At 63.9% G+C, this 26,330-nt stretch carries 30 protein-coding genes and 2 tRNA genes; 18 read left to right on the forward strand and 14 right to left on the reverse strand.

Going from position 1 to position 26,330, the window contains the following annotated elements:
• The 3 genes from AC3YMN_RS14575 to AC3YMN_RS14585 form a co-directional block, all read left to right on the forward strand.
• Positions 1-258, forward strand: a 258-nt coding sequence (locus tag AC3YMN_RS14575) for an ATP-binding protein (RefSeq protein ID WP_489890550.1), incomplete at its 5' end; no start/stop codon positions are given.
• 657 nt (positions 259-915) lie between these two features.
• The gene (locus tag AC3YMN_RS14580) at positions 916-2,304 is read left to right on the forward strand and encodes a YeiH family protein (protein ID WP_489890551.1); all 1,389 of its coding nucleotides are present in this window, start codon (positions 916-918) and stop codon (positions 2,302-2,304) included.
• A 675-nt stretch (positions 2,305-2,979) separates the two neighbouring features.
• On the forward strand, positions 2,980-3,960 hold the full coding sequence (locus tag AC3YMN_RS14585; protein WP_489890552.1) for an LLM class flavin-dependent oxidoreductase: 981 nt from the start codon (positions 2,980-2,982) through the stop codon (positions 3,958-3,960).
• Positions 3,961-4,042: 82 nt separating this feature from the next.
• Here AC3YMN_RS14585 and AC3YMN_RS14590 read toward each other — a convergent pair.
• Positions 4,043-4,117, reverse strand: a tRNA-Gln gene (locus tag AC3YMN_RS14590).
• A 171-nt stretch (positions 4,118-4,288) separates the two neighbouring features.
• Between AC3YMN_RS14590 and AC3YMN_RS14595 the strand changes: the two genes are divergently transcribed.
• The 3 genes from AC3YMN_RS14595 (at position 4,289) to AC3YMN_RS14605 (ending at position 5,102) form a co-directional block, all read left to right on the forward strand.
• Positions 4,289-4,365, forward strand: a tRNA-Pro gene (locus AC3YMN_RS14595).
• A gap of 110 nt (positions 4,366-4,475) precedes the next feature.
• Complete coding sequence (locus AC3YMN_RS14600; protein ID WP_489890553.1) at positions 4,476-4,613, forward strand: glycine zipper domain-containing protein; 138 nt, start codon at positions 4,476-4,478, stop codon at positions 4,611-4,613.
• Between the two features lie 162 nt (positions 4,614-4,775).
• Positions 4,776-5,102: a hypothetical protein gene (locus tag AC3YMN_RS14605; RefSeq protein WP_489890554.1), complete on the forward strand. Its 327-nt coding sequence runs from the start codon at positions 4,776-4,778 to the stop codon at positions 5,100-5,102.
• Between the two features lie 122 nt (positions 5,103-5,224).
• On the opposite strand, the gene AC3YMN_RS14610 is transcribed toward AC3YMN_RS14605, so the two are convergent.
• From AC3YMN_RS14610 to AC3YMN_RS14625, 4 genes are all read right to left on the reverse strand, one after another.
• Positions 5,225-6,424, reverse strand: a complete 1,200-nt coding sequence (locus tag AC3YMN_RS14610; protein ID WP_489890555.1) for an amidohydrolase/deacetylase family metallohydrolase — start codon at positions 6,422-6,424, stop codon at positions 5,225-5,227.
• An 85-nt stretch (positions 6,425-6,509) separates the two neighbouring features.
• Complete coding sequence (locus AC3YMN_RS14615; RefSeq protein ID WP_127752249.1) at positions 6,510-7,340, reverse strand: carbohydrate ABC transporter permease; 831 nt, start codon at positions 7,338-7,340, stop codon at positions 6,510-6,512.
• Positions 7,337-8,212, reverse strand: a complete 876-nt coding sequence (locus AC3YMN_RS14620; protein WP_489890556.1) for a carbohydrate ABC transporter permease — start codon at positions 8,210-8,212, stop codon at positions 7,337-7,339. Before AC3YMN_RS14620 ends, AC3YMN_RS14615 begins: the two co-directional genes overlap by 4 nt.
• A gap of 76 nt (positions 8,213-8,288) precedes the next feature.
• Positions 8,289-9,530, reverse strand: coding sequence for an ABC transporter substrate-binding protein (locus AC3YMN_RS14625; RefSeq protein ID WP_172122639.1), 1,242 nt, complete (start codon positions 9,528-9,530; stop codon positions 8,289-8,291).
• Positions 9,531-9,712: 182 nt separating this feature from the next.
• Between AC3YMN_RS14625 and AC3YMN_RS14630 the strand changes: the two genes are divergently transcribed.
• Together AC3YMN_RS14630 and AC3YMN_RS14635 are read left to right on the forward strand one after the other, a co-directional pair.
• Positions 9,713-10,798 (forward strand): ABC transporter ATP-binding protein, encoded by a 1,086-nt coding sequence (locus AC3YMN_RS14630; protein WP_489890557.1) that lies wholly within the window; start codon positions 9,713-9,715, stop codon positions 10,796-10,798.
• Positions 10,798-11,718, forward strand: coding sequence for a MurR/RpiR family transcriptional regulator (locus AC3YMN_RS14635; RefSeq protein ID WP_489890558.1), 921 nt, complete (start codon positions 10,798-10,800; stop codon positions 11,716-11,718). Before AC3YMN_RS14630 ends, AC3YMN_RS14635 begins: the two co-directional genes overlap by 1 nt.
• 60 nt (positions 11,719-11,778) lie before the next feature.
• Here AC3YMN_RS14635 and AC3YMN_RS14640 read toward each other — a convergent pair whose 3' ends face one another.
• Positions 11,779-12,393 (reverse strand): biotin transporter BioY, encoded by a 615-nt coding sequence (locus AC3YMN_RS14640; RefSeq protein ID WP_489890559.1) that lies wholly within the window; start codon positions 12,391-12,393, stop codon positions 11,779-11,781.
• Positions 12,394-12,477: 84 nt separating this feature from the next.
• Here AC3YMN_RS14640 and AC3YMN_RS14645 point away from each other — a divergent pair, with 84 nt between their 5' ends.
• Positions 12,478-13,389, forward strand: a complete 912-nt coding sequence (locus AC3YMN_RS14645) for an MBL fold metallo-hydrolase (protein ID WP_489890560.1) — start codon at positions 12,478-12,480, stop codon at positions 13,387-13,389.
• Here AC3YMN_RS14645 and AC3YMN_RS14650 read toward each other — a convergent pair.
• Together AC3YMN_RS14650 and pdxH are read right to left on the reverse strand one after the other, a co-directional pair.
• Positions 13,345-14,190 (reverse strand): DUF1499 domain-containing protein, encoded by an 846-nt coding sequence (locus AC3YMN_RS14650; protein ID WP_489890561.1) that lies wholly within the window; start codon positions 14,188-14,190, stop codon positions 13,345-13,347. The genes AC3YMN_RS14645 and AC3YMN_RS14650 overlap by 45 nt on opposite strands.
• Before the next feature lie 72 nt (positions 14,191-14,262).
• The gene (gene pdxH / locus AC3YMN_RS14655) at positions 14,263-14,895 is read right to left on the reverse strand and encodes a pyridoxamine 5'-phosphate oxidase (protein WP_489890562.1); all 633 of its coding nucleotides are present in this window, start codon (positions 14,893-14,895) and stop codon (positions 14,263-14,265) included.
• A 128-nt stretch (positions 14,896-15,023) separates the two neighbouring features.
• On the opposite strand from pdxH, the gene AC3YMN_RS14660 reads away from it, so the two are divergent.
• Positions 15,024-15,965 carry a DnaJ C-terminal domain-containing protein gene (locus AC3YMN_RS14660; protein ID WP_173087313.1) on the forward strand — a complete coding sequence of 314 codons (942 nt, stop codon included), beginning with the start codon at positions 15,024-15,026 and terminating at the stop codon, positions 15,963-15,965.
• Between the two features lie 16 nt (positions 15,966-15,981).
• On the opposite strand, the gene AC3YMN_RS14665 is transcribed toward AC3YMN_RS14660, so the two are convergent.
• The gene (locus tag AC3YMN_RS14665) at positions 15,982-16,932 is read right to left on the reverse strand and encodes an L-threonylcarbamoyladenylate synthase (RefSeq protein ID WP_489890563.1); all 951 of its coding nucleotides are present in this window, start codon (positions 16,930-16,932) and stop codon (positions 15,982-15,984) included.
• A 63-nt stretch (positions 16,933-16,995) separates the two neighbouring features.
• Between AC3YMN_RS14665 and AC3YMN_RS14670 the strand changes: the two genes are divergently transcribed.
• The 5 genes from AC3YMN_RS14670 to AC3YMN_RS14690 are packed head-to-tail and all read left to right on the forward strand — an operon-like array spanning position 16,996 to position 19,893.
• The gene (locus tag AC3YMN_RS14670; RefSeq protein ID WP_489890564.1) at positions 16,996-17,943 is read left to right on the forward strand and encodes a histone deacetylase family protein; all 948 of its coding nucleotides are present in this window, start codon (positions 16,996-16,998) and stop codon (positions 17,941-17,943) included.
• 8 nt (positions 17,944-17,951) lie between these two features.
• Positions 17,952-18,200 carry an exodeoxyribonuclease VII small subunit gene (locus tag AC3YMN_RS14675; RefSeq protein ID WP_127752237.1) on the forward strand — a complete coding sequence of 83 codons (249 nt, stop codon included), beginning with the start codon at positions 17,952-17,954 and terminating at the stop codon, positions 18,198-18,200.
• A 3-nt stretch (positions 18,201-18,203) separates the two neighbouring features.
• Positions 18,204-18,806, forward strand: coding sequence for an SCO family protein (locus AC3YMN_RS14680; RefSeq protein WP_489890565.1), 603 nt, complete (start codon positions 18,204-18,206; stop codon positions 18,804-18,806).
• Positions 18,803-19,543 carry a TlyA family RNA methyltransferase gene (locus AC3YMN_RS14685; RefSeq protein WP_489890566.1) on the forward strand — a complete coding sequence of 247 codons (741 nt, stop codon included), beginning with the start codon at positions 18,803-18,805 and terminating at the stop codon, positions 19,541-19,543. Before AC3YMN_RS14680 ends, AC3YMN_RS14685 begins: the two co-directional genes overlap by 4 nt.
• Before the next feature lie 38 nt (positions 19,544-19,581).
• Positions 19,582-19,893, forward strand: a complete 312-nt coding sequence (locus AC3YMN_RS14690; RefSeq protein ID WP_489890567.1) for an alkylphosphonate utilization protein — start codon at positions 19,582-19,584, stop codon at positions 19,891-19,893.
• Here the strand turns inward: AC3YMN_RS14690 and aroC are convergent.
• The 3 genes from aroC to fabI are packed head-to-tail and all read right to left on the reverse strand — an operon-like array spanning position 19,890 to position 22,521.
• Positions 19,890-21,005 (reverse strand): chorismate synthase, encoded by a 1,116-nt coding sequence (gene aroC / locus AC3YMN_RS14695; RefSeq protein WP_489890568.1) that lies wholly within the window; start codon positions 21,003-21,005, stop codon positions 19,890-19,892. The two genes, AC3YMN_RS14690 and aroC, sit on opposite strands and share 4 nt — an antisense overlap.
• A 42-nt stretch (positions 21,006-21,047) precedes the next feature.
• On the reverse strand, positions 21,048-21,689 hold the full coding sequence (locus AC3YMN_RS14700; RefSeq protein WP_489890569.1) for a histidine phosphatase family protein: 642 nt from the start codon (positions 21,687-21,689) through the stop codon (positions 21,048-21,050).
• Between the two features lie 22 nt (positions 21,690-21,711).
• Entirely contained in the window at positions 21,712-22,521 is an 810-nt protein-coding gene (gene fabI, locus AC3YMN_RS14705) for an enoyl-ACP reductase FabI (protein ID WP_172122627.1), read from the reverse strand.
• Between the two features lie 104 nt (positions 22,522-22,625).
• On the opposite strand from fabI, the gene AC3YMN_RS14710 reads away from it, so the two are divergent.
• A complete protein-coding gene (locus AC3YMN_RS14710; protein ID WP_489890570.1) occupies positions 22,626-24,038 on the forward strand; it encodes an FAD-binding oxidoreductase in 1,413 nt (470 codons plus the stop codon).
• An 81-nt stretch (positions 24,039-24,119) separates the two neighbouring features.
• Positions 24,120-24,680 carry a hemerythrin domain-containing protein gene (locus AC3YMN_RS14715; RefSeq protein WP_489890571.1) on the forward strand — a complete coding sequence of 187 codons (561 nt, stop codon included), beginning with the start codon at positions 24,120-24,122 and terminating at the stop codon, positions 24,678-24,680.
• Here the strand turns inward: AC3YMN_RS14715 and AC3YMN_RS14720 are convergent.
• Both AC3YMN_RS14720 and AC3YMN_RS14725 read right to left on the reverse strand, forming a co-directional pair.
• Complete coding sequence (locus AC3YMN_RS14720) at positions 24,677-25,081, reverse strand: GFA family protein (RefSeq protein ID WP_489890572.1); 405 nt, start codon at positions 25,079-25,081, stop codon at positions 24,677-24,679. The two genes, AC3YMN_RS14715 and AC3YMN_RS14720, sit on opposite strands and share 4 nt — an antisense overlap.
• A 14-nt stretch (positions 25,082-25,095) precedes the next feature.
• Positions 25,096-25,836 (reverse strand): SOS response-associated peptidase, encoded by a 741-nt coding sequence (locus tag AC3YMN_RS14725; RefSeq protein WP_489890573.1) that lies wholly within the window; start codon positions 25,834-25,836, stop codon positions 25,096-25,098.
• 66 nt (positions 25,837-25,902) lie between these two features.
• On the opposite strand from AC3YMN_RS14725, the gene AC3YMN_RS14730 reads away from it, so the two are divergent.
• Positions 25,903-26,298, forward strand: a complete 396-nt coding sequence (locus AC3YMN_RS14730) for an NUDIX hydrolase (protein WP_172122622.1) — start codon at positions 25,903-25,905, stop codon at positions 26,296-26,298.
• Positions 26,299-26,330 lie beyond the last annotated feature (32 nt).

The following is a 26,330-nucleotide window of genomic DNA, read 5'->3' on the forward strand; positions in this document are numbered from 1 at the left end:
GCGGACCGGTCGATCGCCATCAGCGACAGTGGACCCGGTATTCCCGCAGATCGCCGGGATTGGATTTTTGAGCCATTTCATCGCATCAAGCCCATGAACGAAGGGTCCGGTCTTGGCCTGAGCCTGGTTAAGGAGATTATCAGGCGGCACAACGGCAGCATCTCTGTGGGCAGGAGCGATAACGGCGGCGCCAAGTTCCTCGTGCGGTTCAGCAAGGCCAACGAAGCGGCCTCGGCTAGTGGGCAGCGAGGTAGGTGAGCGGTCCGCCTGAGGGCCCCGACCGCTTGGACACCAGTGAGCCCCCGCCCCGATCAACTCGGCGAGAACCGCCGAACTGATCAACCCGTCGCGCCTGCGCCAAGGGCGATCACCACGCAATCGGGCCCGTTCATGGTTTGCGCACAAGCCGATCCTGCGTGACTATCCCGATCTCAAGGTCGAGCTCTTCTCCGTTCAACCCATGCAATCGAGATCCTGAAGGCTGCCCGCGCGGTTTGCGGTCGGGGAACAGCTTTGAACGGGTGGATTGCAGACCGATAACTTCTTGGCAAAGCTCCAAAGGCGAAAACCTTTAGCGACAAGCGCTACCGGGATATCGACAAACTTAGTGTCGACGGCTCCTACCCGGAAGCCGGCAGCCACTTTGGACTTTGTCGATCGGTTCTGAACAGCCCTAGAGAATAGCAGCGGCGTACTTGGCCCCCCAGGTTTCCTCCGCTGCAAGCCGCTTTAGGTATAATTTGCGTGCTTGTGGCTTCGTCCGTCTTAATTCCCAAGACCTAGGCTCGCGCCCGACTTCGGACGGGCAGCGCCTCCAGCAGACCGCAAGCTCGCAACGTGCTGTGGAACCCGCGCCCTGCATTCGCCCTCGGCCGCGCATGCCGCCGCGCTACAACTCTTTGGGGGATCATGATCATGACGGACACCACCGCGCCGGCCAAAGATGCCCCCCCGTCAGGCTGGCGCGAGCTATGGCGCAAGGAAGACTGGTGGGCCATCTGGATTGGCCTGACGGTGGTCGCAATAGGGTGCCTCTTGTTCTGGAGCGGGGGCAGCTTGCGCTCGCTGGCGGTGGTGCCGCCGCAGTGGAGCAACTTCTCCCAGGTAATCGACGACCTGGCGGCAAACTGGCCGCGCTACGGCGCGCTGTATCTGTTTTGGCTGGTGGCCTTCTCGCTCGCGCTCGCAGCGCTTGGCCAAAGTATTCGCGCCTTCGCACCCGCATTCACCCTGCTCTTCCTGGCGGCCTATGCCATCTCTGTGATCGGCAAGTGGGAGGAAGCGGTGCACTTCAATCTCGAGCCGCCCCTGGTCGCGCTTCTGCTTGGGCTCGTTATTGCCAACACCGTAGGGCTGCCGCGCTGGCTCGATGCCGGCTTCAAGGGCGAGTTCTACGTCAAGACCGGGATCGTGCTGCTCGGTGCCACCGTGCCGCTGTCGCTGATCGCCAAGGCCGGGCCCATTGCTATCCTGCAGGCTTCCCTTGTGTCGCTGACGACCTTCGGCGTGATTTATCTGGTGGCCGTGCGGCTTGGCCTTGACCGGCGCTTCGCCGCGACGCTCGGCGTGGGGGGCGCTGTCTGCGGCGTGTCGGGAGCAATCGCCGTAGCGGGCGCCGTGGGCGGCAAGAAGGAGGACACCGCCGTTACGATCACCATTGTCGTGCTTTGGGCGATCGTGATGATCTTTGTTCTCCCGCTCGTTGCCCGTGCGCTGGGGCTGCCCACCGGGATCGCCGGCGCCTGGATCGGCACCTCCGAATTTGCCGATGCCGCGGGCATCGCCGCGGCCCAGGCCTATGGGGGCTATGCCGGGCGGGTGGATGGTATTGCTGGCACCGCCGAACAAGCGGTGCAGGCGTTTACCTTGATGAAGGTCGTCGGTCGCGATCCCTGGATCGGCATCTGGGCCGTGGGGCTCGCCATCGTCGCGACCATGCGCTGGGATGCCCGTCCGGGAGGGAGCGCTCCCGATGTCGGCGAAATCTGGCGGCGCTTCCCCAAATTCGTGATCGGCTTCTTTCTGGCCTCGGCCGTGATCACCACGGTGACCACCCAATACAGCCTTGAGGACTATAACAGCATCGTCATTCCCAACCTGATCGGGCCGATCCGGAATCTGTTCACCTGGACCTTCATCTTCTGCTTCTTCAGCATCGGCCTGACCACCCGCTTTCGCGACCTGGCCGCCGCAGGTCCCAAACCGTTTGGCGCCTTCACCGCCGGGGTGGCCGTCAATGTGGTCCTCGGTTTTATCCTCTCGGTTTATGTCTTTGGTTTTTACTGGGAAGCGCTGGGCCAATGAGCCTTCTTGCCCTCATCCGCAATGGGTTGGACGGCAGCAAGGCCCCGCACGAGACCTGTTTCTCCTGCGCACACTTCTGCAGTGATCCGGGGCGGCTTGAACGTGAATTGCCCGGGCTGACAGCGCTGTCCTCGGCGGCCGCATCGGTCCGGGCACAGGATGGGCTGTGCTTGAAGCACGACCTCCTCATCAACGGCAGGCGCCGATGTGCGTCATTTGCGACACCTGGAGCCTGATGCCGCCCCGATCTGCCCTGTTGTTCCCTTGGCTGGTATTGTCGACAAACCCGACCCGTTCTACGCAGTTGGAGCGGAGGCCGACTGAGTTTCCGGGGGCGGGCTCAACATTTAAAACCTGTATCGGTAGCCCACTGACTGAGACGGCTTCTGCAAAGCGCCCCGTTCCGGTCGCTCAACCCGTCCATTTGCCATCCTGAAATCCTCCGTGCTGGTTCGGCGCCCGGAACGGCTGCCACGGGGTCGTTAAGCGCTCGTGTCGCTCAAACTGCTCCCTCAGGATCTCGGATAGCATAGGCCTGCTATGTTGGACTTCACCAGCCACAAGCGCCTCCGCGATTGAACTGGTGCAGCAGCCCACCTATCTGGGGTGGATACGACGGTCTCCTTCGGCTTGGAGGGGATCGGACACTGTTTACTTTAGCCGAGGCATTTCAGGGTGATCCCACTTTCTATTCTCGAACTGGGTCGTGTGCGCGAAGGCGCTGACCGGCGCACGGCACTTGATGAGGCGCGGGCGCTTGGCCAGCACGCCGAAAAGCTGGGATATCGCCGGATCTGGGTTGCCGAGCACCACAACATGGCCGGTGTGACCACAGCGGCCACGTCACTGGTGATCGCCCATATCGCAGCTGGAACCAGCACGATACGCGTCGGTGCCGGCGGCATCATGCTGCCAAATCACGCTCCCTATGTCATCGCTGAACAGTTCGGAACCCTGGAGACGCTGTTTCCGGGGCGCATTGACCTTGGCCTGGGACGCGCTCCAGGCACGGACCAGTTGACATTGCGCGCCTTGCGGCGCGAGCCCGCCAATGCCGACAACTTCCCGCAGGACGTCCTGGAGTTGCAGGCCTTTCTCGCGCCAGCCGGGCCAAACCAGCGGATTGAAGCCGTTCCTGGCTCAGGCAGCAATGTGCCGCTCTGGATTCTCGGATCGAGCCTTTTCGGTGCGCAATTGGCGGCTGAACTGGGTCTGCCCTATGGTTTCGCTTCGCATTTCGCGCCCCAGGCGCTGGATCAGGCGTTGGCGATCTATCGCGATCGTTTCAAGCCATCCGAACAGGCCGCCGCCCCCTATGCGCTGGTCGGCGTCAATGTGATTGCCGCAGAAACGGATGAGGAAGCGCGTTTCCTTGCCACGTCGCAACAGATGTCGTTCGCAGATATCTTCCGCGGACAGCGTCAGCTCATGCAGCCGCCGATCGATGATATCGACACCTATTGGACACCGATGGAAAAGGCCCAGGCCGGGCAGATGCTGGGTTTCAGCGTCATCGGCAGCAGGGAAACCGTCCGTCGTGGCCTGCAGCAGATCATCGAGCGCACGCAAGCCGATGAGCTGATGATCGTGTCCGATATGTACGATCCGCAAAAGCGCTTGCGCAGCCTGGAGCTCACCATGGATGCCGCAACGTAAGGCATACCGGCGAAATCATGGGTTCTGCTGACCGGCAAGACGGAACGGAGGCCCATGCCGTAAACGGGGGGCGAGAAAATCCTGGCTGGGGCGCTAGGATTCGAACCTAGGAATGCCGGTACCAAAAACCGGTGCCTTACCACTTGGCGACGCCCCAACTGCGGCGGTTCCTACACGCTTTGCCGGCACTGTGCAACACGCTCCGGCGCCACTCAATTTGCTTGATCGAGAGTGCTTGAATGCCTTGCCCGCCGCGGCTATAAAGCCGCCAACGCGAGGGATAACGGCCCAGCCAGGGGCTCGCACCAGCAAACCCCGGACGTTCTGACGGAGTATAGCGCAGCCTGGTAGCGCACCTGCTTCGGGAGCAGGGGGTCGAGTGTTCGAATCACTCTACTCCGACCAACCAAACCGGGCCTCTCAGGAGGTCCGGTTTTTTCTCGCCGTTCCCTGCGAACTTGGCTTCCCTGGCGCCGGTATTACCGTGTTCGCGTTCGGTCGGATGGAGAAGGTGCATGGGCGCAGCAATAGCGATCGGGCTCGCCATTGGAGCCGCAGTCGGCCTGACAGTGCTGGACAATCTGGCGGTCGGCGTTGCCGTCGGCTTGGGCGTTGGCGCAGCTTTAGGAGCGTTGCTCGGGAACAGGTCGTAAGCAGCACGCGCGAAGGATCGACCGTTCCTGTTCCAGCCGCGCCCTTCCCTATCGCCTCGCGACACCATCCCTGCCGCCCTTGCCCCTCCCGAGAATCCTGTTGCTAAGTAGATGCTCGGACCAGTAGGGCTGGGGCGCAGTTCTGCAACATTGAGGGATATCATGAAGAAGTTTTCGGCAGTCATCGCGTTGGCGATGCTGTGTGCCAGCGTTGTGACGGCGTCGGCGCTCGACCGCAAGGTCAAGATCAACAACAAGACGTCCTATGTGATCACCGAATTTTATGCCTCCAACACCGGTACCGAAAACTGGGAAGAGGATATTCTGGGCAGCGATGTGCTGGCTTCAGGCTCCAGCGTCATGATCAATATCGATGACGGCAGCGGTTACTGCAAATACGATTTCCTGGCCGTGTTCGATGATGGCGACCAGCTCGTCTCGGCCAACAACAATGTCTGCGAACTCGCCGAATTCGATTTCAGCGAATAATCCAGGCAAGGGAAAGCAGCCCGGGGGATCGGGGGCTGCTTTCTTTTTGGTTCGGCCTGTTCAACTTGCCGGCAAGGCAGCGCCCGGGAACCGGCGCCGCAGCCAGGGGCAAGCCCTACCCTCTAATGGGCGTGGTGATGGCCGCGCAAAAACGCCTCTTCGAAGGGGCGGCGGCTGACTTCCATTTCCTTGCCAGCGAGATAAACCGCTTCGGGCTGCAGCAGGGTCGAGCCCTGCCGGCGGGTGCCGACCACATCCTCGAACACGTAATTGCTGTCATATTGGCGCAGCACGGTGATGTCGGCGGGCGCGCCAACCCCGAGTTGCCCCAGTTCGGGCCGGCGGATGGCCAGCGCCGAGCGGCTGGTGGACATGCCGATGACTTCGGCCAGGGTCAGCCCGCAATTGAGCAGCTTGCTCATGGTGTGGAGCATGTCATAGCCCGGCCCTTCCACGGCGATCACATGGACATCGGAAGAAATCAGGTCGGGCTTGAAGCCGTCGCGCAGCGCCGCTTCCGCAGTGTCATAGCCAAAGGCGCCCATGCCATGGGCAATGTCGAAGAGAACGCCGCGCTCGCGCGCCCGCCACACGGCATCGAGCACCTTGCCATCCTCGCCGATCGCTGAATTGGGATCGGGGCGATAGCAATGGGTCAGGATATCGCCGGGGCGCAGCATGTCGACGACGTCGGAATAGCTGGGCGGGGGCGTGCCGATATGGGTCATCAGCGGCAGATCGACCGCTTCGGCCGCTTCCAGCGCCAACTCCAGCGCTCCCAGCCCGAGATCGCCGGTGACGATGCCGCCGATGCGCACTTTGACCCCGATGATGCGGTCGCGATTGGCCTCGATCTTTTCCACGCACCGGTGCACGGGCAGCATGGCGCGGGCCGTGGCTTCGCCGATCGATACATCCTTGTCGAAGCCGAAAATGCCGGGAAAGGAAATGTTGAGAAAGGCGAGGATGCGATAGGGCGAGTGGTTCATCACATAATCGCGGAACCCGTCATAATTGCCGGCTCCGGCGCTGCCGGCATCCACCAGCGTGGTGCAGGCCGAGCGGCGGGCGATGAAGCCAGGATCGACGCTGAGCGACGTGGCCTTGTGATAAACATGGGTGTGGATGTCGATGAGCCCGGGCGCGACGACGCACCCCGACACATCGCGCACGGCAGCCGTGCCGGCCTCGATTGCCGGCGCTACGGCGGCGACCTTGCCGGCCTTGATGGCAAGATCGAACTGGCCATCGATGCCATTGCGTTCGTCGATGACGCGCCCGCCCTTGAGCACGAGGTCATAACTGGTTCCGGGCAAAGCCATCGGAAAGCTCCTTGAAGTGTGCCGCTCGCGGGGTGGCCCCATGCGAGCGGCGATCGGGTGAACAGTGGTTGGTGGGGGTGGCGCCTTATTTCACCGCGCCCAGCGCCAGGCCGCGCACGAGATAGCGCTGCAGCCAGGCAAAAACGATGGCGATGGGAATGGTGGCGACGAAGGCTGCGGCCATCACATGGTGCCATTCCACCGTGTAGCGGCCGGCCACCAGCGAGAACACCTGGATGGGGAGGGTGTAGCTTGCCTGGTTGCGTAGCATGGTCAGGGCAATGACGAACTCGTTCCAGGCATTAATGAACGAGAAGATGGCGGTCACGGTCACGGCCGGCAGCGCCAGGGGCAGGAACACCTTGCGCAGCGCCTGCCAGGGGGTGGCGCCCTCCATCCAGGCGGCTTCCTCGAGGTCCTTGGGAATGGTCGAGAAATAGCTCTGCAGCATCCACACCGAAAAGGCGATGTTGAAGGTGGCGTAGACAAAGACCACGGCGTTCAGATTGTCGAGGAGCTTGAGTGCCACCAACAAGCGGAAGAGCCCGATCACCAGCACGATGGGCGAGAGCATCTGGCTGATCAGCAGGAACTGCTGCACAAAACCCTTACCGGTGAAGCGAAAGCGGCTCAGCGCATAGGCGGCCGGAATCGAAACGGCGATCGACAGCACGGTCGAGAGCACCGCGACATAGATGGAATTCCAGAGGGCCGCCCCAAAATTGGTGGCGTTCCACATGGTCACGAAATTGCTCCATTGCGGATTGCTGGGCCACCAGGTGGGGCGCAGCACTTCGCTGGCCGGCTTGATGGCGGTGATGAACATCACCGCAAAGGGAAACAGCACGGCAATGATCAGCGGCGACAGGATCAGCCAGGAGATGATCGAGCGGCGCAGCAGGCGCGAAGTCTTCATTCCCGCTCTCCCTGCATGGCCAGCCGGACATAGATGATGGTGAAGAACAGCAGCAGCGCAAACATCAGCAGCGACAGCGCCGAGGCCTCCCCGAGCTTGCCGAAATTAAAGCCCAACTTGTAGAGGTAGGTGACGAGGATATCGGTCGAATTGGCCGGCCCGCCCTGGGTGGTCGCCCAGATGATGGGGAACGAGTTGAACACGGTGATCGTGTTCATCACCACCGCGATGTTGATGAAGGGCCGCAGCAGGGGCAGCGTGATGGTGCGGAAAATCTGCCAGCCGCTGGCCCCTTCGAGCCGCGCGGCTTCATAAAGATCGTCGGGGATCGCGGACAGGCCGCCAAGAAAGATGGTGGTGGTGAAGGGGATCGAGACGAGAATGCCGATGGCGATCTGCACGGGAAAGGCGGTACCCGCCTGCGCCAGCCACTGGATGTTCTGGTCGATGAGGCCCAGGCCCATCAGCGCGGAATTGAGCATGCCGCTTTCCCCGCTCAGCGCCCAGCGCCAGACAATGGCAGTCATGGTCAGCGACACCGCCCAGGGCAGCATGATGATGACGCGGGCGAGGCCACGGCCATAAAAATCCTCGTTGAGGATCAGCGCCACGGGAATGGAAACGAGGATGGTGCCCGCGACGATGCCGACGGTCCAGATCACCGTGCGCCAGAGCGAGGCGAGGAACTGCGGATCGGCCAGCACGGCCGTGAAGTTTTCGGGGCCGGCAAAACCGCGCAACTGCCCGAAGCGGTTGACATTGCTGATCGAGATTTCCCCGATCTGAAACAGCGGCCACAGGATGATGAAGGCGGCCAGCAGGAATGCAGGAGCGATCAGCACATAAGGGTTGGTGAAGATCGACCGGTTCATGCGCTGGCAGGACCTTGTTGTTGGTAGCGAAAAAGACGGGGCGGCCGGTTCGGTCCGCCGCCCCGCACTGCAGATGCTAGTTGTTGGCTTCGATGATGCCGTTGATCTCGGCGGCGGCCTGGTCGAGTTCGGCCTTGATCTCGCCCTCGCCCAGATAGATGCGCTGCAGCGCATTGGAGGTGGCGGCGGCCATTTCTTCCCAGCCGGCGATCACCGGCGCAAACTGGGCGCTGGGCAGCAGGTCGGTGAAGGCCTTCAAGTCAGCGTTGTCAGCAAACAGCGGCATGGCCGCTTCTTCGGCATTGACCGGCAGGAAGCCTTCGTTCTCGTCGAACTCGGCCCGCTTTTCGGTGGTGAAGAGGAAGTCCATGAACTTCCAGGCCGTGTCCTTGTTCTGGCTGTTCTCGAACATGATGATGGAGTCGGTGACGCCATAGGTGCCGCGGTCGCCATTGGGGCCGGCGGGAATGGCGGCAACGCCATATTGCAGGTCGGGCGCTTCTTCCTTGATCTGGTTGGCAAGGAAAGGCGCCGTGATCATCATGCCGATGCGGCCCTGCTTGAAGAGGTTCTGCACGTCTTCGCGGTTGAGCGAGGTGACGCCCGGCTCGGTCAGGCCGCCATCGATCAGGTCCTTGTAGATCTGCGCGGCGGCATAGGCGGCTTCGGTGTCGAGCCCCGACGTGCCGTCTTCCTCCATCAGAGTGCCGCCCTGCGACCAGAGCGCATAATAGAAGTAGACGTCCGTCTCGATCTCCTTGCCCTGCAGGCCAAAGCCATAGGCATCGCCGCCCAGCGCCTTGATCTTTTCGGCCGCGGCTTTGAGCTCGTCCCAGGTGGCGGGCGGCTCGGCAATGCCGGCTTCCTCGAACAGCGCCTTGTTGTAATACATGGCGCGCGCCGAGGCGGCGATCGGCAGGCCATAGGTCTGGCCGTCCATCACCGAGGGGCTGAGGAAGGTATCGATGAAGCGGGCGCGGAAATCGTCGGTGATGTAGTCATCGAGCGGGGCAGCGATGCCCTGGCTGACATAGTCGATCAGCCAGCGGGTGCCGATAATGGCGAGATCGGCATTGGCACCACCCGAGATATCGGTGGTCAGCTTTTGCTGCAGCACATCCCACGGCACCACTTCGATCTGGATGTCGGTGCCCGGATTGGCGGCTTCGAATTCGGAGGCGGCCTTTTCGAAATAGGGGCCGGTCTTGGAGCTGTACTCGGCGACGGTCACCCGGACCGTCTGGGCATACGAGGCGCTTGCGAGCGCGATGGCGGCGACGCCGGTCGCAGCCGCGACTTTCAACCAGTGCAACGACATGAACATTCCCTTCCCATTGTGGCAGGCCTGGAAGGCTTCCCTCAGCGGACCTCCCCTATCGCCTCGTGATAGATTTTTTCATATTCGAGGAAGTTTCAAGTAAATTGTGACGGCAATGTTGCTTTATTACATTACCGGGGTAACCTGACCGGGCAAAACCCATGGGTGAAGGGAGAGGTGAGATGGCTGAACTCAGCTTGCAGAACATTGAAAAGCGCTATGGCCCGACCCGGGTTCTGCATGGGGTCTCGCTCGACATCAATGATGGCGAGTTCATCGTGCTCGTCGGCCCCTCGGGCTGTGGAAAATCCACCTTGCTGCGCATGATCGCGGGCCTCGAGGAGATCAGCGGGGGCGACCTCTTCATCGCCGGGGCGCGCACCAATGACGTGCCGCCGCAAAAGCGCGACATCTCCATGGTGTTCCAGTCCTATGCGCTCTTTCCGCATATGAATGTGCGCGACAACATCACCTTCGGGCCCCGCATGCGCCGGGAACAGCCCGAGGCCACGCAGCAGGCGCTGGGGCGTGCCGCTTCGATCCTCAATCTCGGCGATTATCTCGATCGCACCCCCGGCCAGCTCTCGGGCGGGCAGCGCCAGCGCGTCGCCATGGGCCGCTCCATCGTGCGCGACCCCAAGGTGTTCCTGTTCGACGAGCCGCTCTCCAACCTCGATGCCAAGTTGCGCGTGCAGATGCGCACCGAGATCAAGGCCCTGCACCAAAAGCTCGGCACCACCATGGTTTACGTCACCCACGACCAGATTGAGGCCATGACCATGGCTGACCGGATCGTCGTCATGAATGGCGGCCGCATCGAGCAGATCGGCGCCCCGCTCGAACTCTATGACCGCCCCGTCAACCGCTTTGTCGCCAGCTTCATCGGCTCGCCCGCCATGAGCTTCATCTCCGGCACCTATCGGCGCACCGCCCTCGGCGCGGCGATCGAGCTCGCCGATGGCGGCCAGCTGCCGGTCAACCCGGTGGACGCACCCGACGGCACCGTGGTGGATGTCGGCATCCGCCCGGAAAACTATGTCCTCCTCGACAACGGCCCCTTGCAGTTCCAGACCGAAGTGGTGGAAACCACCGGCCCCGAAACCCATGTGTTCGGGCGCATTGCCGGTGCCGAAGTGCGCTGCGTGTTCCGCCTCAGGCTCGATCCCGCCCCCGGCACGCTGCTGCGCCTCGGGGCCGAGCCCGGCCACATCCACATCTTTGACGCCTCGACCGGCCTGCGCCTGCCCTCCACCGCCACGGTGCAGTGATGGCGGGCAAGCCGGGCGCCAAGCCGCTTGCGCCCCAGCCGCGGATCGACATCATTGCCCGCCTCAAGGCGCGGCTCGAGGAGGGCAACCGGGCCGAAGTGCGGCTGATCGAGGTGATCCTTGGTGACATGCACTTCGCCACCACCGCCCCCATCGCCGAGATCGCCGCCCGCGCCGGGGTCAGCGAGCCCACGGTGACCCGGCTGGCGCGCTCGCTGGGCTTTGCCTCCACCCGCGACATGAAGGTGCATATGGCCCAGGCCCTGGCGCTGGGCGGGGCCTATCTGCGCGCGGCTGAAACCACCGAAGCCAACCACAATTCCCAGCAAGTGGTCTCGACCATCTGCAGCCGCGCCCATTCGGCGCTCGACCTCATCAGCGTCGCCCTCGCCAATACCGATGTCACTGGCCTTGGCCAGCGGATCGCCGGCGCCAAGCGCATCATCGTTTATGGCACCGGCGGCAATTCCTCCATGGCCGCGGTGGAGCTGCAGAACCGCCTCTTTCGCCTCGGGCTCAACAGCACCGCCTATGCCGATCCCCAGCTGCAATCCATGAGCGCCTCAGTCGCGGACAAGCACACCGTGGTGGTGGCGTTTTCCACCTCCGGCCGCGTGCGCTCGATCCTCGATGCGGTGGCGGTCGCCCGCCAATATGATGCCACCTGCATTGCCATCACCAAGCCCGGAACGCCCTTAGCAGGCGCCGTGCAGCACCTCGTCCCCTTTGTGTTTGAGGAAGACCAGACCCAGCTCTACAAGCCCTCGTCCTCGCGCTATGCCATGCTGGCCGTGGTCGACATCCTCGCCATGGCTGCCGCCGAATCCATCGGCCCCAAAGTGCTGGAGCTGTTGCGGCGCGTGCGCCAAAGCCTCACCACAATCGAGGCGGGCGAGCCCATGCAGCCGATCGGCGACTGAGCGAGCCCAACAAAAAAGCCGGCCCCTCGGGACCGGCTTTCGCGTTTCTCTTCGTGGCGCTTAGCGCTTGGACTGCAGCAGCTTCCAGGCGCCGGTCACGGTCAGCGCGGCGAGGGCCATCTTGAGTCCGTCCCAAACGATGAACGGCTCGACAGCGCCCTTCCAGGCGGAAGCCAGCACATTGGACTGGTCGATCCAGCCCGCCTGGCCCGACAGCACCAGCAGCCAGGCAAACCCCAGCACCAGCAGCACCGCTTCACCGGCGAGCATCGCGCCCAGCATCGGCAGGACCTTGCGCGAGGCGCCGCGATCGGCAGCCCAGCCGATGATGGCAGCCATGGGCAGGAAGCCAAGAAGGAACCCACCGGTCGGGCCTGCGAGATAGAGCATACCGCCGCCGGCAGCGAACACGGGCAGCCCCATCGCGCCCTGCAGCAGGTACAGCGCCACGGTGGCAACGCCGATGCGCAGGCCAAAGGCACCGGCCAGAGCGGCCACGGCCATGCCCTGCAGGGTCACCGGCACGGGCCAGACCGGCACGTTGATCTTGGCCGCTGCCGTGATCAGCAGCGTGCCCAGCACGACGGTCGCCAGATTGGCGGCCAGCTTGGCCGTGCCTGTCTGTGGCTGGATCGCGCCGAGGAGCGTATTGGGCGTGGTCAAGGTCACGGCCATTTCATACCTTTCTGCAGATGATGCGGCTTCCGCTCGGGGAGCCATATGGTTGTCCAGTCTTAGTCTTTCGCCCTAGTGAGTGCAATGGTAACACCTCCCAAGCTCGTGTTCGAGCGCAGCTTCGATCCCCAGACCGGCAAGGCTGTTGCCGTGGCCCCAGGCCTGGTGCGCGTCACCGCGCCCAATGCCAGCCCCTATACCTTCACCGGCACCAATAGTTTCCTCCTCGGACACGAGCAGCTCGCCCTCATCGATCCCGGCCCCGATGATTCGGCGCACCGCGCCGCACTCGAGCAGGCCATCGCCGGGCGGCCGGTAAGCGCCATAATCCTCACCCACACCCATCGCGACCACAGCGCCGGCGCCGCCCAACTGGCCGCCGAACTCAACGCGCCCCTGTGGTTCGGCGGCGCGCATCGCCTGTCCCGCCCCTTGCGCCCAGGGGAAACCAACGCCCTGCGCCGCTCCTCCGATTGGGAACTCCAGCCCGACCGTGTATTGCGGGACGGGGAAACCATCCTGGCCGGCGACCTCGAGCTCCTGGTGCATACGACGCCGGGCCATTGCGCCAATCACCTCGCCTTTGGACTTGCCGGCACCGACACCGTGCTGACGGGCGATCACGTCATGGGCTGGAATTCCACTCTTGTCGCGAGCCCGGACGGTTCGATGGCCGATTATCTCCAGTCGCTGGAAAAGCTCATCGCCCTGCCCTATCGCCGCTATGTTCCGGCCCATGGCGGCCCCATCGAAGATGGTCCGAGCTATGCCCAGGCGCTCCTCGCCCACCGACAGGAGCGCAATCGGCAGATCATCGCCGCGGTCGAGCAAGGCGCCCGCTCCATTCCCGCCATTGTGCGCGCGCTCTATCCCGATGTGTCCCTGCCCGTGCGCTGGGCCGCGGCCATGACCGTGGGCGCGCAACTGGAATATCTCGCCGATCTTGGCCGGTTACGGCTCCGATCCGGCCTCCTCGGCCTCCGCGTCAGTCTCTGACTCGCCGGTCTCCTCGGCCTCGGCATCCACCGGCTGGGTGGTGCTGGGATTGTCGCGCAACAGCACCGTGACTTCGTCGTCCAGCGCGCTCAAAAAGCTCTCGATGCGCGTGCCATTGCTACCAAAATCATGAAAGGCATGCAGCGAGGCCGACCGCATATCGACGCGCGAGCCTTCGGGCCCGGCCTCGATGCGGAACACCGCTTCCTCGCGCCAGCCCGGCCAGGTCATGATCTGGGCATTGATGCGCCCGGGCTCGCTCCCCAGCGGCGGGCGTTGCAGGCGCAAATCCCAGCCCAGGCTCGTCACCTGGCGCAGCACCACTTCATAGGCCTGCTCGGGCGTCAGCGGATATTCGCGCGTTTCCACATTGGGAAACAGCGCCGCGATCTGCTCGCGCGTCAGCGTGCGCGGCGGCGGCATGGCGGCAGTGCCGGGCTCGAACACCAGGGGCATGGCGCCCCGGTCGATCGTCGCGATATCGGTCACGGGCGGATAGGTCAGCGCCAGATTGCCGTACCAGGCAAAAGGGGCCAGACACAGCAGCCCCATCACCAGCCCCCCAAGGGCGCGGTTCCAGCCCTGGTCGCCGCTCTGCCACAAGCGAGCCAGCGCCACGATGGCCGTGCCGACCGCCAGCACGGCGATAATGCAGGCGAGCACCATGGCGACGAGGAACAAATCCCCCGTCAGCCAGCGCAACCGGTGCATCACCACCGGGATCACCAGCACCGGCACGGCGAGCCCCCCAAGCCAGCGCGCCCAGATAGCGGTCTTTGAAGTTCTGATCAGAATGCGCACTTGGCCGCCGGTCTTGAATATGGTGCGAGCTGAGCGCGCATGTCTTGCGAAAGGATCAACTGGTGGGCAATGCTAGGGGTAAAGGCGCGTGCTGGTCCAGCCGGCATTGCGCTCCGGGCGGCGCATAAACCGCACCCGCTCATGCAGGCGGAACTGTCCGTCCTTCCAGAATTCGATCTCAAGCGGCACAATGCGAAAGCCCGACCAGTGCGCTGGCCGTGGCACGGTGTTCTCACCCACCTTTTCGGTTAGCTCCGCCACGCGCTCGACGAGCGTTTCGCGGCTATCGAGCGGGCGCGACTGCAGGGAAGCCGATGACGCCAGTTGCGAGCCCTTGGGTCGCGCGCCGAAATAGGCATCGGCTTCCTCGACCGACACCACTTCCACCGGTCCGCGCACGCGCACCTGCCGCCGCAGCGATTTCCAATGCATCAGCATGGCGGCCTTGGGATTGGCCAGCAGCTGGCGCCCCTTGGCACTTTCGAAATTGGTGAAGAAAACAAAGCCCCGTTCATCGCGCCCGTTCAGCAGCACCATGCGCACATCCGGCATGCCATCGGCATCGGCAGTCGCCAGCGCCATCGCATTGGGATCGTTGAGTTCGCCCTCCTTGGCCAGGGCAAACCATTCTTCGAACAAGGCGAAGGGATCGAGCTCGGAGCGGTCGCTGTCATCGAACAGCCGTTCGGTAAGTGTCTGCAACATCGACCTGTCCTTTTGCTTTTCCGCTACCCTTCGGGCCACCCAAACTAGACATTGGGAGGGGCGCTCGCCATATAGAGCTTGAACCAGAGGCTAAGCAACGCCTCGCAACCCTCAACTGATTGGAACCCATGCGCGATCCCTATACCGTACTTGGGGTGCCTCGCACGGCGAGCGAAAAGGACATCAAGTCCGCTTATCGCAAGCTGGCCAAGAAGTACCACCCCGATCAGAACCCAGACGATCCAAGCGCGCACAGCAAGTTTGCTGAGGCGACCAATGCCTATGACCTGCTCAACGACGCCGAAAAACGCGCGCAGTTCGACCGCGGCGAGATCGATGCCGATGGCAATCCGCGTCACCCCGGCTTCAACCCGGGCGCTTATGGCAGCGCCGGTGGCGCCCGCTCGGCGCAGGGCGGCTTTTCGGCCGAGGATATTCTCAAGGAATTCATGAACGGCTTTGGCGGCCAGCCGCGTGGCGCCAGCCGCAGCGCGGGCGGTGGCGGCGCCCAGTGGGATCCCTTTACCGGCACGGCCAGCACCAGTGCGGGCCTGCGCAGCAAGGGCGAGGACATCATCGTCACTGCTGCTGTGTCCCTCGAAGACGCCCACAAGGCCGCTTCCATCCCGGTGCGGATGCCCAGCGGCAAGGTGTTGTCGGTCAAGCTCCCCGAAAAGGTCGAGGAGAACCAGCAGATCCGCCTCAAGGGCCAGGGTCAGCCCAGCCCCTTTGGCGGGGAAAACGGCGATGCGTTGGTCACCGTCAAGTTCGAGAAGTCCAAGGCCTTCCGCCGCGACGGCAGCGATCTGCGCACCGATCTGCCCATCACGCTTTACGAGGCCGTGCTTGGGGTCAAGGTGCGCGTCCCCACGCTCGATGGCTCGGTCGAGCTCAACCTGCCGCCGGGCGTCGATACTTCCAAGTCCCTGCGTCTCAAGGGCAAGGGTCTTTATGGCGATGGCGACCTGTACGTGAACCTGCGGGTTGTGCTGCCCCCGGGCGGCGATCCGGACCTTGAAAGCCTGATGCGCTTCTGGCGCGACCAGAAACCCTACAAGGTTCGCGACTAAGCTTTCGGCCCCTGCCCTAGCGCGGGGCCGCCGCGCGCTCCAGCCGGTCATTGATCGCTTCCCCCAGCCCCGTTGTGGGGATGGGCGCGACGGCAATTGTCGGCGCGCCCGTGGCGTCGAGTTCATGCAGCATGGAAAAGAGGTTCCGCGCCGCCTCATGCAAATCCCCGCTCGGGGACAGGTTGCGCATGGGCCCCGCAAAATCGGGGGCGTCGCCAAAGGCGAGATAGGCCTCGCCGTCTCTCGGAGTGGTGTTGAGCCGCATCAGCGCGCCCGGCGCGTAATGACTCTTGAGCATCCCGGGCGCCGCTACCGCCGCGTCGGCGCTGGCCTGCTCGACCGCGACCCCCAGCCGGTCCTCGATCTCGCTGCGCGCCATCGCCCCCGCTCGCAACTGCACCAACCGCTCGCCATCCACGGCAATGATGGTGGATTCCACCCCAGCCTTGCACGGCCCGCCATCCAGCACCGGCACCTTGCCCCCAAAACCGCGCCGCACCTGCTCGGCCGTGGTGGGCGACAACTTTCCTGATGGATTGGCCGACGGCGCTGCCAGCGGCCGCCCCGCCGCACGGATCACTGCCAGCGCCAGCGGATGGTCGGGAATGCGGATCGCCACGGTGTCGAGCCCGGCCGTCGCTACATCGGCCAGCCCATTGCCAGCCCGTGCCGGCAGCACCAGCGTCAATGGCGCCGGCCACAATGCCGCGAGCCGCCGCGCCAGCGGCGAGAACTGCGCCAGTGCTTCGGCCATGCCAAGGTCAGCGCAATGGATGATCAGCGGATTGAACCGCGGCCGACCCTTGGTCTCATAGATCGCGAGCACCGCATCGGGGTTGGTCGCATCGGCGCCCAACCCATAAACGGTTTCGGTTGGAAAAGCGCAGAGTTTTCCCGCCCGCAGCAAGGCCGCAGCCTCTTGTGGGTCGGTGGGATCGGAAACCGTTAATCCGTCGTTCATCTTCATGGCGCTGGTTTGACAACCAAGCCCCAGCACGTCAAGACGATGCCTTCGCGGAGCCCCTCCCCTGTGACCACTCTTCTTGTCAGCCAGCCCAATTTTGCCGACCACGAGACCCCGCCCAAACATGCCGAGCGGGCCGACCGCATCGCTGCAGTGGAAGAAGCGCTGGCGCGGCCGCGTTTCGATAAGCTCTTGCGCCGCAACGCTGATTTCGCCGATCTGACCCTGGCCGAGCTGGTGCACAGCCCCGATTATCTCGCCGGCCTGCGCCACGCCCGCCCCCTCGAAGGTATCGGGCGGATCGATGCCGACACTTTTATCTCCCCCGGCTCCATGGACGCCGCCGCCACCGGCCTCGGCGGCGCCCTCACCGCCCTGCGCGCCGTTCTCCTCGGCGAAGTCGACAACGCCTTCTGCGCCATCCGCCCCCCGGGCCATCACGCCGAAATCGCCCGGCCCATGGGCTTTTGCCTCATCAACACCGCCGCCATCACCGCCCGCGAAGCGCAGCGCAAATACGGCGCCGAGCGCATCGCCATCATCGATTTCGACGTGCATCACGGCAACGGCACCCAGGATATCTTCAAGGACGACCCCACCGTCTTCTACGCCTCAAGCCACCAGATGCCGCTTTACCCCGGCACCGGGGCCGCCAGCGAAACGGGGGTCGGCAATATCGTCAATGTGCCGCTCGATCCGCAAAGCGGCGGCGAAGCCATGCGCGAAGCCTATCTCGAGCGCATCATCCCCGCCCTCATCGACTTTTCACCCGATCTGCTGCTGCTGTCGGCGGGCTTCGACGCCGACGCCCGCGACCCTCTCGCCCAGCTCAACTGGCAGTCCTCAGACTTCAGCTGGCTCACCGGCAAGCTCATGGATGTGGCGGAACGCCACTGTGCCAACCGGATTGTATCGCTGCTTGAAGGTGGGTATGACCTCAAGGGCCTGGCCGGGGGCGTTTCGCACCATGTCGCCATGCTGATGGACGGCGCTGTGGGCCGTCTCGAAGAATAGGATTTCCTATGGCCGAACCAACCCATGAAGACGTCAAGTCCCTCAGCTTCGAGGCCGCGCTGGCCCAGCTGGAGGAAATCGTCGGCAAGCTGGAAAGCGGCAAGGCGCCGCTGGCGGAATCCATCGCGATCTATGAGCGCGGCGAAGCGCTGAAAGCCCATTGCGAAACCCTGCTGCGCACGGCCGAAGCGCGCATCGAAAAGATCACCCTGTCGCGCGATGGCCGCGCCACCGGCACCGAACCGCTGGACGCCTGAGCCATGTCACAATCGCCCAAATCCTTGCGCCGGTTCCGGATCGCTTTGTGGAGCCTTGTGGTCGTGGTCGCCTTTGCCGCCACCATGCTCTACCTGTTCCGCCCCCCGGCTCGGCCACTTGGCCTGACCGGCCGTGAATTTGCCCTGGAATCCACCCAGGGCGGAACCTTCACCCAGGACGATCTGCGCGGCAAGCCGAGCCTTGTGTTCTTTGGCTACACCTTCTGCCCCGATGTGTGCCCCACCACCCTCGCTGAAACCACCGCTTGGCGCCAGCAGCTGGGCCTTTCTCCCGAAGACCTGCGCATCATCTTTGTGACGGTCGATCCCGAGCGCGACACGCTCGAAACGGTAAAAGGTTATGTGGAGGGTTATGATCCTTCCATTATCGGCCTGGTCGGCAGCCCGGAGGCCACGGAAAATGCCAAGGCCGCCTTTGGCGTATTCTCGGAAAAAAGCGGTGAAGCGAACGATCCGTATTATCTCGTGGACCACACCGCTTCGACTTTCCTGATCAATGCCGATGGCAGCTTTGATGGCACTGTTGCCTATGGCGAAGCCGCCGAAACGGCTGTTGCCAAGGTCAAGCGACTGGTTGAAGATTGAGCGACCGTATCCGGCTCGACCTAGCGCTCGAGCAGCGCGGCCTCGTGCCGAGCCGCGCCCGGGCGCGGGACGCCATCCTGCGCGGCACCGTAACCATCAACGGAGTGGTCGCCCATAAGCAGAACCAGATGGTAGCCCGGGATGACAAGCTCGCTTTGAGCGACCCCGCCGCCAACTACGTCTCGCGGGCGGCCCTCAAGCTCGTGGCCGGGCTCGATGCCGGGCAGATCGAGGTTGCGGGAAAAACCTGCATCGATGTAGGCGCCTCCACCGGCGGCTTTACCCAGGTGCTGATGGAGCGTGGCGCCAGGCGCATTTACGCCGTGGATGTCGGCCATGGTCAGTTGCATGAACGCCTCACGGGCAGCGATCGCGTGGTCAGCATGGAGGGTGTCAATGCGCGCGACCTCACGCCTGAGCTGATCCCCGAGCCCATCGACGTCCTGGTGTCCGACGTCAGCTTTGTGTCGGTGATCAAGGTCCTGGCCGGCCCGCTCGCGCTCTGCACTTCCACGGCCGATGCCGTTGTGTTGTTCAAGCCGCAATTCGAGGTCGGGCGCCCCAATGTGGGCAAGGGCGGCATCGTCACCAATGAGCCCGCCATCGCTACGGCCTTGGAGGACGTGATCGCCTTCATGGCAGCCCAGGGCTTTGCCCATCGCCATTCCGTCACCTCCCCTATCGCAGGCGGCGATGGCAATGTGGAAACGGTGCTGATCTTTCGCCGCACGCCCTGACTTCATCCGGCCCAGGCCGGCCCAACCCGGAGCCCGGCATGGCCGCAGCTGACGACGACTATATCTATGACGAGCAGACCGGCGAATGGCGCCCGGCGTCCGAGATTGCCGCCGCCAATGTCGCGGCAACGCTAACCGTCGTGGACAGCGCCGGAACCCCGCTCGCCGATGGCGATGCCGTGGTGCTGATCAAGGACCTCAAGGTCAAGGGCGCCGGCCAAACCCTCAAGCAGGGCACGGTGATCAAGTCGATCCGGCTGACCGACAATCCCGACGAGATCGACTGCCGCTACGATGCCATCAAGGGCCTCGTGCTCGGCACTGAATTCGTGCGCAAGCGCTCGAACTAGTTTCGCTCGAAGCCCAGTGCGCCATCGCGCCCGGTCTGGCCGCGATGCCGCAGGAAGTGGTCGGCCAGCACACAGGCCATCATCGCTTCGCCCACCGGCACGGCGCGGATCCCGACGCAGGGGTCGTGGCGGCCCTTGGTGATGATGTCCGTATCGGCATTGGCGGTCGTGACGGTTTGGCGCGGTTGCAGGATGGATGAAGTCGGCTTGACCGCAAAGCGGCACACCACCGGATCGCCATTGGATATCCCGCCCAGAATGCCGCCGGCATGGTTGGAGAGGAAATAGGGCCGCTCGGCCCCTGCCCGCATCTGGTCGGCATTGTCGACGCCGGTCAGGCTCGCTGCATCAAAGCCGGCGCCGATCTCCACGCCCTTGACCGCATTGATGCTCATCATCGCGGAGGCGAGATCGGCACTGAGCTTCCCATAGATCGGGGCGCCCCAGCCCGCCGGTACGTTCTCGGCGACCACCTCGATCACGGCCCCGACCGAATTGCCGGCCTTGCGGATGCCATCGAGATAATCGGCCCACAGCAGTGCCGCCTCGGCATCGGCGCAAAAGAACGGATTCTGGTCGACCTGCGACCAGTCAAAGCGCGAATAGTCGATCTTGTGCGGCCCCACCTGGACGAGGCTCGCGCGAATGGTAATGCCTCCCAGCACCTGCCGCGCCACGGCTCCTGCGGCCACCCGGGCGGCCGTTTCGCGCGCCGAGGTGCGCCCGCCGCCCCGATAATCGCGGATGCCGTATTTCTGGTCATAGGTATAGTCGGCGTGACCCGGCCGGTATTTGTCGCGGATCTCGGCATAATCCTTGGAGCGCTGATCGGTGTTTTCGATCATCAGCGAAATGGGCGTTCCGGTAGTGCGCGGCCCATCGGTGCGCTCGTCCTCGAACACGCCCGAGAGGATGCGCACCTCGTCCGCCTCGCGGCGCTGCGTGGTATATTTGGATTGGCCGGGCTTGCGGCGGTCCAGGTCGCGCTGGATCATCTCAGGGGTCAGGAGCAGGCCGGGCGGGCAGCCATCCACCACCACGCCCAAGGCGGGCCCATGGCTTTCGCCCCAGGTGGTGAACCGGAACAGCTGCCCGAAGGTGTTGAACGACATGCAAAAACTCCTGCTTGCCCCTGTCTGGACAGGAAAGGCCGGTCAATCAGCCGGCGCGTTCCAGGTGTCGAGCGCCGCGTAAAGTGCCATGCGCCCGCCACTGAAATGGGCGATCACCCCTTGCGGCGGTGGCCAGTTCAGCACTTCGGCGCGCTCGGTGCCTTCCACCAGGTGCCGCAACACCCGCAGTACGCCGCCATGGGCCACCACCACGGCGTTCTGCGTCAGGTCGCGGGCAAATTCGAGCAGGCGCACCGCCACGTCGTCATAGTTCTCGCCGCGCTCAGGCCGGAAGGTCCAATAGCTCGCATCCCGCATACCGGGGGCCAGCGCCTGTTCCCGGTTGATCTCGGAATGGAGACGCCCTTCCAGCGCTCCAAAGGAGATCTCCATCAGCCGTCGGTCGTGGATCACGGGCGGCAGCGGCACGTCGAAGGCCGCCCGCATCCGGTCCATGGTTTCGGACGCGCGGCTCAGGGGCGAGGCGAACCAGTTGAGCGAAGCGGGGTCTTTGCCGTCTCGTTCGAGCAGCTCGCGCAACAGCACCCCATTGGCGTCGGCCTGCAGCTGGCCAACCCGGTTGAGCGGAATGTCACGCGTGCCCTGGTAGCGCTGTTCGCGGTTCCAGTCGGTTTCACCATGGCGCGCGAAATAGAAGTCAGGCCATTGGAACGCATCACTCATGGGAAACTCGAAACCTTGAAGATTATTCGCTGGACGCTGGCGTGTCGTTGTCGAGCAGCTTCATGCCGACAACATTGAAGCCGGCATCCACATAGTGGATTTCACCGGTGACGCCACCCGCGAGGTCCGACAGGAGATAGGTGGCCGCGCCACCCACATCATCGATCGACACATTCTTGCGCAGCGCCGAATTGGCTTCCTGCCAGTGCAGCATGTCGCGCAGGCCCGAAATGCCCGAAGCCGCCAGCGTCTTGATCGCGCCGGCCGAGATGGCGTTGACGCGGATGCCGTTCTTGCCCAGGTCCACGGCGAGATAGCGCACCGAAGCCTCGAGCGCGGCCTTGGCGACACCCATGACATTGTAGTTGGGGACGTATTTGACCGCGCCATAATAGGTCAGCGTCAGCAGCGAGCCACCCGGGTTCATCAGCGGCTCGGCGCGCTTCGCGACGGCGGTGAAGGAATACACCGAGATATCCATGGTCAGCGCGAAGTTGTCCCGGCTGGTATCGAGATAGCGCCCCTCAAGCTCGTCCTTGTTGGAAAAGCCGATGGCATGCACGACGAAGTCGAGGCTGCCCCACTTTTCCTTGATCTGGCGGAAGGTCTCGTCCATCGCCGCCTCATCGGAGACGTCGCACTCGACGAGGAAATCGGAGCCCACTTCGGCCGCCAGCGGCTCGACGCGGCGTTTGAGCGCTTCGCCCTGGTAGGAAAACGCCATTTCGGCGCCCTGCGCATGCAGCTGCTTGGCGATGCCCCACGCAATCGAGCGGTTGTTGGCCAAGCCCATGATCAGGCCACGCTTGCCGGCCATCAATCCAGTGCTCATTATTGTTATCCCTTGCTGGAGTCGTTGGCAGGGTTGTGGCACATCGGGGGGCAAAGGGGCAAGTTCGCTGCCCTGCAATTGCACTGCACCAGCCGGGGTTTTCCATGCCACTCAGCCCAGCCGAGACCATCGCCCAGCTTCAATCCCTGCTGGGTGCCGATCAGGTGATCGCTTCCCCGGAGCGGATGGGGTCGTTTCTGCATGAGCCGCGCAAGCGCTTCCACACCCCGGCAACAGCGGTAGCCCTGCCCGGCTCGGTTGAGCAGGTGCAGGCTTTGACCCGCTGGGCCAATGAGCATGGCGTGGGCATTATCCCGCAGGGCGGCAATACCGGCCTCGTGGGTGCGCAGGTACCCCTGCGCGGCGACGAGGTGATCGTGAGCCTCGCGCGGCTCGATCGGGTGCGCGCCATCGATGCGGGTGCCGGCACCATGGTGGCCGAAGCGGGCGTTGTGCTGGAAAATGCCCACCGGGCGGCGGAAGCCGAGGGCGCCATGTTTCCCTTGTGGCTGGCCTCGCAAGGCTCGGCCCGGATCGGGGGCGTCCTCTCCTCCAATGCCGGCGGGGTTAATGTGCTGGCCTATGGCAATGCGCGGGAATTGTGCATGGGGGTCGAGGCGGTTCTGGCCGATGGCCGGCTCTATCAGGGCCTCAACGGGCTCAAAAAGGACAATACCGGCTATGATCTCAAGGATCTGCTGGTGGGCGCCGAAGGCACGCTCGGGATCATCACGGCCGCCACCCTCAAGATCTTCCCCCAACCCGAGGAATATGAAACCGCCCTCGTCAATATCGCCTCGCCCGACGCGGCCTTTACTCTCTTCCAGCTGATGCGGGACCGCGCGGGCGCGCAGCTCAACGCCTTTGAGCTGATCCCGCTCATTGGCCTGCAGATCCAGCTGCGGCACGCCATGCTCGATCGCGATCCCACCGCCGGCCCCTCCCCCTGGTATGCGCTGATCGAGGTGCTGCGGCCCAAGGGCGGCCGGCCGGGCCTCCTGCAGGAAGCATTGGAAGCTGCGTTCTCCGAAGGGCTGGTGGACAATGCCGTGGTCGCCGAGTCCCTTGAGGACCGCACCCGCATGTGGGCCTTTCGCGAACAGATGAGCGAGTGCCAGTCGCGCGAAGGTGCCTCGATCAAGCACGACGTTTCGGTGCCCCTCGCCGCCGTGCCCCGGCTGATCGAAGAAGGCTCGGCTGCCGCCGCGCAGGTGGTGCCCGGCATCCGCCCCGTGCCGTTCGGCCATATGGGCGACGGCAACATCCACTTCAATTTCAGCCCCCCGCCCGGCGCCGACAACGGGCAGTTCATGGCAGGGGCCGAGCCGGTCCACGCCGCCATCTATGAGATCGTGCTCAAGCTCGGGGGTTCGGTTTCGGCCGAGCATGGCATCGGCCAGCTCAAGGTGGACCTCCTGCGCCAGGTCAAGGACCCGGTGGCGCTGCAGATGATGCGGGCGATCAAGGATGCGCTCGATCCCAAGGGCATCCTCAATCCCGGCAAGATGCTGGGCTGACGGGGCCCAGTCACCTGGGCGTGCCTACTTGATCGCATCTCCTGCTTGCCCCATTTCGGGGCAACCACAGGGGACCTGCCCATGCTCGATGACATTGCCTTTCTGGACGATGCCACCCGCCCGCCGCTGCAAAAGCTTGAAGGGCTGACGCCAGACCAGCGCCTGCCCGGCCAGCATCTCAAGATGATCCATGATCATCTGCGCCAGAACATGGAAGTGCTGGGGCGCCTGATCGAGCGCGCCTCGACCGGTGCCGTTTCGCCCGAACAGGTGGAGAGCGAAACCTCGGGCCTCCTGATGGTCAGCAATTTCCGCCGCTTCGGCAATCTGTGCGGGCAATATTGCCAGTTCGTCGACACCCATCATTCGATTGAAGACTACGCGATCTTCCCGGCCCTCGCCGAACAGGGCGCCGCCTTCAAGGCCATCGCCGAGCGGCTGCGGGCCGAGCATGTGGTCGTCCATGAACTGCTGCTGCGGCTCGTTGATGCGCTTAACGCGCTGGCGACCGAGCCCACTCCGGAGCACTTCGAAGACGCCAAGACGGTCTACCGTACGCTTGAGCGCATCCTGCTCTCTCACCTCGGCTATGAGGAAGACGCGATGGGCGATGCGCTGGGCTATTTCGGCATCGGCGTTTAGGCCGGGCCCTCGTCCTCGAAGCGGCTGGCATGGTTGCGGCCGCGCTCATAATGGTGGCTGAGCGGAAAGGGCGGCAGCCAGGCTTCACGCCGGATCGTCCAGGATTCGTAACTGGGCACCAGCTGATCGGGCGTATCGAGCGCGCCCAGATGCACCTCGATCTCATCGCCAGAGCGGGCAAAAACCGAAGACCCGCAAGTCGGGCAAAAACACCGCCCGGCGAACTCCCCCACCTCCCCGCTGACCGCCACGGCCTCCTGCGGAAACATTGCCGCCGCATAAAACAGCGCGCCATGATGCTTGCGGCAATCAAGGCAATGGCAGATCCCGACCCGATAGGGCCGGCCGGACGCCACCAGCCGAACCTTCCCGCACAGGCATCCACCGGTAAACTGCTCCATTCCCTTGCTCCCGCCTAGAACAGATCGAGCTGGGCTCCCGCACCAGCGGCCTTGCGCCGCAGCGGCGGCGCGGCTTCGGCCAGTTCGGGCGTTACTTCCTCGATAAGGCTCGGATCATCAACTGCAGCGGCGTTCACCCGGGTCGAGACCGGCCGGTAGCTCAGCACATTATCGGGCAGCGGCAGCGCCAGCTGCCGGGCTTCCTCGGCGCGCACCTCGCGCACATCCAGCCAATGCTCCATCGCTTCGCCATCGAGAATGGCGGGCATGCGATCGTGAATCACCGAGAGCTGGTTGTTGGTGGGCACGGTGATGGTCGCGACGCTGTCGATCTCCTCGCCCTCCGGGCCCACCCAGGTGGCGTAAAGCCCGGCCAGCGCCATTGGGCGGCCATCGGCATAGGTGATGTAATAGGGCTGCTTTTTCTTGTCGGGCCCGGTGTGCCATTCGTAATAGCCGCTGGCCGGGATGATGCAGCGGCCATGCTTGAGCGCGTCGCGAAAGGCCGGCTTTTCGGCCATGGTCTCGACCCGGGCATTGACCAGCAGCGGAAACTCGCGCGGATCCTTGACCCAGCGCGGCACGAGGCCCCAGCGGGCAAAATGCGCCTCGCGCCGCCCCGCTTCTTCCCAGATCGCCACGACCGGCTGGGTGGGCGCGATGTTGAAGCGCGGCACCATCTCGATCCGGTTGAGCAGGCGAAACAGTTCCGCCATCTGCTCGGGCGGCAGCGTTGCCGCATAGCGACCACACATATTTGCTTCTCCCTGATGCTCGCCCCAAAATAGGGGGTGCAGTGTTGAATCGCAAATGGAGCCGAGATGACGGACCTTCCAAACGCCGCCAGCGTGGCGTTGGTACGCAACGGCAAGGTGCTGTTGATCAAGCGCGCCTTTCCCCCCTATCAGCATTTGTGGACATTCCCGGGGGGCCGTCTCGAGCCCGGCGAAACCATCGAGCAATGCGTCATCCGCGAGGTCAAGGAGGAGCTGGGCCTTGCCGTTCGCAATCCGCAGCCCGTGCTGGTGCAGCAGCTGGGCGGCGGCGGCACCTACCAGCTGGCCGTTTTTGTTTCCTCGGATTTCAGCGGCACCATCATGCCCTCCAGTGAAATCGCTGATCACAAATGGGTCGATCCCGCAGCGCTGCCCGCCTTTCGCACGACGACCCGGCTCGACGACGTGATCCGGCAATGCCTCGCCGTTCTGGCCGGGTAATGCTAAGAGCGCCCTGCATCAGGAGATCAGGA

Source organism: Devosia sp. Z11_6, from assembly GCF_058133665.1.